The 1,229-nt window shown below is 51.2% G+C and carries 1 pseudogene; it reads left to right on the top strand.

What is annotated here, in order from left to right:
- Positions 1-129 precede the first annotated feature (129 nt).
- Positions 130-1,178 (top strand): annotated as a pseudogene (locus H0248_RS21780) (IS3 family transposase); the annotation flags it as partial.
- Between the last annotated feature and the right edge of the window lie 51 nt (positions 1,179-1,229).

Genomic DNA, 1,229 nt, shown 5'->3' with positions numbered 1-1,229 from the left:
AGCCGGATATATGTGTGTGACTACTTTGTCAGAAAAAGATCTGCCCGTGCTTGCACTGGGTCTGTGTCCATATAGCTATTTAGCCATAAGTAAAGCCAAGATCGCCCTCTTGATTGATCTCTTCCCTTTGAGCAGGCCGATACCGGCACGCGGGTAGAGTAAGTATTCAGAAAGATGGGGCTTTCTGAAGCTACCTTTTACAATTGGGAGAAGAAATTTGGAGGGATGGGCATGGCGGAGCTGCGCCGCCTGCGACAGTTCGAAGGAGAGAATCACAGTCTGAAACGGCATGGTGGCGGACCAGAGTCTGGACAAGGAGATGTTGCAGGATGCCATCCGAAAAAAGTTCTGAGGCTCGTGCAAAAAGCGTGACGCGGTGACATATCTGCGGGAAGCTTACCGTATCGGACTGCGTCGTGGCTGCAGTCTGATGATGCAGAGCCGCACGGTGTACTACTATCGCATATCGCAGTTGCCGTGATACCCGTGCCATTACGCAGCGGATAAGGGAAATTGCCGAAATCCGTGTTCGCTAAGGCGTTCAGCGCATTCATGTTCTTCTGTGCCAGGAAGGCTGGCTGATTAATCATAAGAAAACACGCCGTATTTATTGTCAGGAAGGCCTGAATCTGCGGACAAAACGCCCCCATCGACATGTCACCGCCAGACAGAGAAGTGCACATCTGGGGGTGTGCGATTGACCAGTACTGGAGCATGGACTTCGTAGCTGATAATCTGTTCAACAGGCGTCGTATCCGAGCGCTAACCGTAGTCAGGAATGTCTGGCAATCCAGGTAGGTCAGGGACTGCGCGGAGACGATGTGGTCGCAGTGATGGAGCGCCTGAAACAGTTACAGAAGCGGGTGCCGGGACTGCTGCAGACCGACAATGGCAGCGAATTTATTTCTAAGCCGCTAGATCAGTGGGCCTATGAAAACAAGGTGACAATGGACTTCTCACGGCCCGGAAAACCGACAGATAATGCCCTCATCGAGTCATTCAATGGCCGTTTTCGGGACGAAGGTCTGAACATCCACTGGTTCCTGTCACTGGAAGACCCTCAGGAGAAAATCGAACACAGGCGACAGGAATATAACCAGCAGAGACCGCATTCCTCGTTAAATAACCAGACTCCGGAGGAATTTGTTCGAAGTCTGCAAAAAGGCCCAGATCTCTGATTTACCCTAGGCTGTGTCCCGTAACTGTTTTTTGTACAATCAGGAACATGA

The sequence above is a fragment of the Pectobacterium brasiliense genome, from assembly GCF_013449685.1.
GTDB lineage: Bacteria > Pseudomonadota > Gammaproteobacteria > Enterobacterales > Enterobacteriaceae > Pectobacterium > Pectobacterium brasiliense_A.
Note: the sequence above shows the minus strand (reverse complement) of the source record. Positions and strands in the feature narration are given on the sequence as shown.